Here is a 5,852-nt window from a genome sequence, read left to right on the forward strand (position 1 = left end):
CTCCTTCAGGCATAGAATGAAACCGGACAGATTACTTGTTCCCTACATTTGCAGCAGCCAGTGTTGACGGCATATCGCCGAGTTTGCTAGTATTTGCCCCCGCCTCACATTGCCGGTCAAATGGAAATGTCGCGACAGGCAGGTTTTGTACAATGTGTTGCGAGGTGAAGAAAAGGATGTCATAATCCGCCTCTTCACCAAAACGGACGCGGGGTGGAGCAGTCTGGCAGCTCGTCGGGCTCATAACCCGAAGGTCACAGGTTCAAATCCTGTCCCCGCAACCAAGCAGTTCGCTCTTTAACAATTAGACAATCGATAGGTGTGGGTTTTTGGTCTGGTTAATTATGTTTTTACATAACGCGACGAGATGAAGTAACTCGCACGATGAAGTAAAAGACTGTGGTTCTGGGTGAAACCGGGATTACAGGACGTCAAGCGAGAGTTTTTTTACAGGAATTGAACTGAAGAGTTTGATCCTGGCTCAGATTGAACGCTGGCGGCATGCCTTACACATGCAAGTCGAACGGCAGCACGGGAGCTTGCTCCTGGTGGCGAGTGGCGAACGGGTGAGTAATGCATCGGAACGTGCCCTGAAGTGGGGGATAACGTAGCGAAAGTTACGCTAATACCGCATATTCTGTGAGCAGGAAAGCAGGGGATCTTCGGACCTTGCGCTTTTGGAGCGGCCGATGTCGGATTAGCTAGTTGGTGGGGTAAAGGCCCACCAAGGCGACGATCCGTAGCGGGTCTGAGAGGATGATCCGCCACACTGGAACTGAGACACGGTCCAGACTCCTACGGGAGGCAGCAGTGGGGAATTTTGGACAATGGGCGCAAGCCTGATCCAGCCATGCCGCGTGAGTGAAGAAGGCCTTCGGGTTGTAAAGCTCTTTCGGTGGGGAAGAAATTGCTTGGGTTAATACCCTGAGTAGATGACGGTACCCGCATAAGAAGCACCGGCTAACTACGTGCCAGCAGCCGCGGTAATACGTAGGGTGCGAGCGTTAATCGGAATTACTGGGCGTAAAGCGTGCGCAGGCGGTTTTGTAAGTCAGATGTGAAATCCCCGGGCTCAACCTGGGAACTGCATTTGAGACTGCAAGGCTAGAGTGTGGCAGAGGGGGGTAGAATTCCACGTGTAGCAGTGAAATGCGTAGAGATGTGGAGGAATACCGATGGCGAAGGCAGCCCCCTGGGTCACTACTGACGCTCATGCACGAAAGCGTGGGGAGCAAACAGGATTAGATACCCTGGTAGTCCACGCCCTAAACGATGTCAACTAGGTGTTGGGAGGGTTAAACCTTTTAGTGCCGTAGCTAACGCGTGAAGTTGACCGCCTGGGGAGTACGGCCGCAAGGCTAAAACTCAAAGGAATTGACGGGGACCCGCACAAGCGGTGGATGATGTGGATTAATTCGATGCAACGCGAAAAACCTTACCTACCCTTGACATGTCAGGAACTTTCCAGAGATGGATTGGTGCCCGAAAGGGAGCCTGAACACAGGTGCTGCATGGCTGTCGTCAGCTCGTGTCGTGAGATGTTGGGTTAAGTCCCGCAACGAGCGCAACCCTTGTCATTAATTGCCATCATTTAGTTGGGCACTTTAATGAGACTGCCGGTGACAAACCGGAGGAAGGTGGGGATGACGTCAAGTCCTCATGGCCCTTATGGGTAGGGCTTCACACGTCATACAATGGTCGGTTCAGAGGGTTGCCAACCCGCGAGGGGGAGCCAATCTCAGAAAGCCGATCGTAGTCCGGATTGGAGTCTGCAACTCGACTCCATGAAGTCGGAATCGCTAGTAATCGCGGATCAGCATGTCGCGGTGAATACGTTCCCGGGTCTTGTACACACCGCCCGTCACACCATGGGAGCGGGTTCTGCCAGAAGTAGTTAGCCTAACCGCAAGGAGGGCGATTACCACGGCAGGGTTCGTGACTGGGGTGAAGTCGTAACAAGGTAGCCGTAGGGGAACCTGCGGCTGGATCACCTCCTTTCTAGAGCGAGACCGGGTCAAGAACTCACAACCTATCGATTGTCCTATGAAGCGCAGACGGAGGGTCTGTAGCTCAGTTGGTTAGAGCATCGTCTTGATAAGGCGGGGGTCGTTGGTTCGATTCCAACCAGACCCACCAGGATATCAGGATAGATAAGCGGTTCAGGCAAGGCGCGAGGCATCGCCGCATAGTTCGCTATGCAAGATTGCCGAGCAACGCAGCATGGAACGCTTAGAGGGGGATTAGCTCAGCTGGGAGAGCACCTGCTTTGCAAGCAGGGGGTCGTCGGTTCGATCCCGTCATCCTCCACCACCTAAAGCTGTGAGGTGTTAGGAGTGAGGAGTGAAGAGTAAAACCAAGCGGTTTGCTCCTTACTCCTCACCCCTAACTCCTAACGAGTTGTAGTGCGCTCTTTAACAAAATGGAAGAAGGTTGTATCACGGGTTAAACGCTGTCGGCATGAAGCGAGGAGAGGCCCGTGATACGGTTGTGATTGCATCGATCTCTTGCTAACCACAAGGGATCGCACAAATGAGTTGCCTGTAACCGACAGATCTCGAAAAGAGAGCTTAAAGTTATAGGATCAAGCGAATAAGTGCATGTGGTGGATGCCTTGGCGATTACAGGCGAAGAAGGACGTGCAAGCCTGCGAAAAGCTCTGGGGAGCTGGCAATGAAGCTTTGATCCAGAGATGTCCGAATGGGGAAACCCACTCCGCAAGGAGTATCCCATCCTGAATACATAGGGGTGAGGAAGCGAACCCGGTGAACTGAAACATCTAAGTAGCCGGAGGAAAAGAAATCAACCGAGATTCCCAAAGTAGTGGCGAGCGAAATGGGACCAGCCTGCAAGTGATAGCGATTGTGTTAGTGGAAGCTTCTGGAAAGTTGCGCCGTAGTGGGTGATAGCCCCGTACGCGAAAACACGATTGTGGTACTAAGCTTGCGACAAGTAGGGCGGGGCACGAGAAACCTTGTCTGAACATGGGGGGACCATCCTCCAAGGCTAAATACTCGTAATCGACCGATAGTGAACCAGTACCGTGAGGGAAAGGCGAAAAGAACCCCGGGAGGGGAGTGAAATAGATCCTGAAACCGCATGCATACAAACAGTGGGAGCGGACTTGTTCCGTGACTGCGTACCTTTTGTATAATGGGTCAGCGACTTACGTTCAGTAGCGAGCTTAACCGAATAGGGGAGGCGTAGGGAAACCGAGTCTGATAAGGGCGATTAGTTGCTGGGCGTAGACCCGAAACCAAGTGATCTATCCATGGCCAGGATGAAGGTGCGGTAACACGCACTGGAGGTCCGAACCCACTAATGTTGAAAAATTAGGGGATGAGCTGTGGATAGGGGTGAAAGGCTAAACAAACTTGGAAATAGCTGGTTCTCTCCGAAAACTATTTAGGTAGTGCCTCACGTATCACCTTCGGGGGTAGAGCACTGTTATGGCTAGGGGGTCATCGCGACTTACCAAACCATTGCAAACTCCGAATACCGAAGAGTGCGAGCGTGGGAGACAGACATCGGGTGCTAACGTCCGGTGTCGAGAGGGAAACAACCCAGACCGCCGATTAAGGTCCCCAAGACATAGTTAAGTGGGAAACGAGGTGGGAAGGCTCAGACAGCCAGGAGGTTGGCTTAGAAGCAGCCATCCTTTAAAGAAAGCGTAATAGCTCACTGGTCGAGTCGTCCTGCGCGGAAGATGTAACGGGGCTCAAACTATGCACCGAAATCGCGGATATGTGCGTTCCACTTTAATTCATTCGAAGAAAAGCTTGGGCGACACTAACTTGCGCAGCAAGTTATGTGGAGACCAAAGCCCGTCACTCACTGATCGAGTCGATTTGACGAGATGAGGGGTGAGATGCGAATGAGTGAATTAAAGGGAACGCACATATGGTAGGAGAGCGTTCTGTAGGCCGTTGAAGGTGTCTTGAGAAGGATGCTGGAGGTATCAGAAGTGCGAATGCTGACATGAGTAGCGATAAAGCGGGTGAAAGGCCCGCTCGCCGAAAGCCCAAGGTTTCCTGCGCAACGTTCATCGGCGCAGGGTGAGTCGGCCCCTAAGGCGAGGCAGAAATGCGTAGTCGATGGGAAACAGGTTAATATTCCTGTACCTCTTTGTAATGCGATGGGGGGACGGAGAAGGTTAGGTCAGCCGGGTGTTGGACGTCCCGGTTCAAGCGTGTAGTCGTGCCCTGTAGGCAAATCCGCAGGGCTTAGATGAGGCGTGATAACGAGTGGCCTTGTGCCGCGAAGTGATTGATACCATGCTTCCAAGAAAAGCCTCTAAGCTTCAGTTACAAAGAGACCGTACCGCAAACCGACACAGGTGGGCAGGATGAGAATTCTAAGGCGCTTGAGAGAACTCAGGAGAAGGAACTCGGCAAATTAGCACCGTAACTTCGGGAGAAGGTGCGCCCTGGTAGCGTGAAAGCCCTCGCGGCTGGAGCGTGAAAGGGTTGCAGTGAAATGGTGGCTGCGACTGTTTAATAAAAACACAGCACTCTGCAAACACGAAAGTGGACGTATAGGGTGTGACGCCTGCCCGGTGCCGGAAGGTTAAGTGATGGGGTGCAAGCTCTTGATCGAAGCCCCGGTAAACGGCGGCCGTAACTATAACGGTCCTAAGGTAGCGAAATTCCTTGTCGGGTAAGTTCCGACCTGCACGAATGGCGTAACGATGGCCACACTGTCTCCTCCTGAGACTCAGCGAAGTTGAAATGTTTGTGAAGATGCAATCTCCCCGCGGCAAGACGGAAAGACCCCATGAACCTTTACTGTAGCTTTGCATTGGACTTTGAACCGGTCTGTGTAGGATAGGTGGGAGGCTTTGAAGCTGGGACGCTAGTTCTGGTGGAGCCAACCTTGAAATACCACCCTGGTTTGTTTGAGGTTCTAACCATGGCCCGTGAATCCGGGTCTGGGACCGTGCATGGTAGGCAGTTTGACTGGGGCGGTCTCCTCCCAAAGTGTAACGGAGGAGTACGAAGGTACGCTAGGTACGGTCGGACATCGTGCTAATAGTGCAATGGCATAAGCGTGCTTGACTGCGAGACCCACAAGTCGAGCAGGTACGAAAGTAGGTCATAGTGATCCGGTGGTTCTGTATGGAAGGGCCATCGCTCAACGGATAAAAGGTACTCTGGGGATAACAGGCTGATACCGCCCAAGAGTTCATATCGACGGCGGTGTTTGGCACCTCGATGTCGGCTCATCACATCCTGGGGCTGTAGCCGGTCCCAAGGGTATGGCTGTTCGCCATTTAAAGTGGTACGTGAGCTGGGTTTAAAACGTCGTGAGACAGTTTGGTCCCTATCTGCCGTGGGCGCTGGAAATTTGAAGGGACCTGCTCCTAGTACGAGAGGACCGGAGTGGACGAACCTCTGGTGTACCGGTTATGACGCCAGTCGTATCGCCGGGTAGCTAAGTTCGGAAGAGATAAACGCTGAAAGCATCTAAGCGTGAAACTCGCCTTAAGATAAGATTTCCCTGGGGACTTGATCCCCCTGAAGGGTCGTCGAAGACCACGACGTTGATAGGCTGGGTGTGGAAGCGCAGCAATGCGTTAAGCTAACCAGTACTAATTGCCCGTGCGGCTTGATCCTATAACTTTAAGCAGCAACTCAAATACAATCACAACCCAACACCCAACCAACCTTCTTCCCTTTTGCGCAATTCGCCAACGCGAGTTGCAGACAAGTTATGCTTGGCGGCCATAGCGCTTTGGACCCACCCCTTCCCATCTCGAACAGGACCGTGAAACGAAGTCGCGCCGATGATAGTGCATACTACGTGTGCGAAAGTAGGTCACCGCCAGGCTCCCCCACAAAAACACAAGCCCTCTACGC

3 tRNA genes and 3 rRNA genes are annotated in these 5,852 nt (G+C 52.7%); all 6 read left to right on the top strand.

Annotated features, from left to right (window positions below):
- Window positions 1-207 precede the first annotated feature (207 nt).
- The 6 genes from PROAA_RS15470 to rrf all read left to right on the top strand — a co-directional run bounded on the left by PROAA_RS15470 (window position 208) and on the right by rrf (window position 5,823).
- A tRNA-Met gene (locus PROAA_RS15470) sits at window positions 208-284 on the top strand.
- A gap of 174 nt (window positions 285-458) precedes the next feature.
- Window positions 459-1,998: ribosomal RNA gene (locus PROAA_RS15475) — 16S ribosomal RNA — on the top strand.
- A 61-nt stretch (window positions 1,999-2,059) separates the two neighbouring features.
- Window positions 2,060-2,136, top strand: a tRNA-Ile gene (locus PROAA_RS15480).
- Window positions 2,137-2,234: 98 nt separating this feature from the next.
- Window positions 2,235-2,310, top strand: a tRNA-Ala gene (locus tag PROAA_RS15485).
- A 269-nt stretch (window positions 2,311-2,579) separates the two neighbouring features.
- A 23S ribosomal RNA gene (locus tag PROAA_RS15490) occupies window positions 2,580-5,609 on the top strand.
- A 100-nt stretch (window positions 5,610-5,709) separates the two neighbouring features.
- Window positions 5,710-5,823 (top strand): 5S ribosomal RNA (gene rrf, locus PROAA_RS15495).
- Together the 16S, 23S and 5S rRNA genes with 3 tRNA genes alongside form the textbook arrangement of a ribosomal RNA operon.
- Window positions 5,824-5,852: the final 29 nt, after the last annotated feature.

It is taken from the genome of Candidatus Propionivibrio aalborgensis, from assembly GCF_900089945.1.
Classification (GTDB): Bacteria; Pseudomonadota; Gammaproteobacteria; order Burkholderiales; family Rhodocyclaceae; genus Propionivibrio; species Propionivibrio aalborgensis.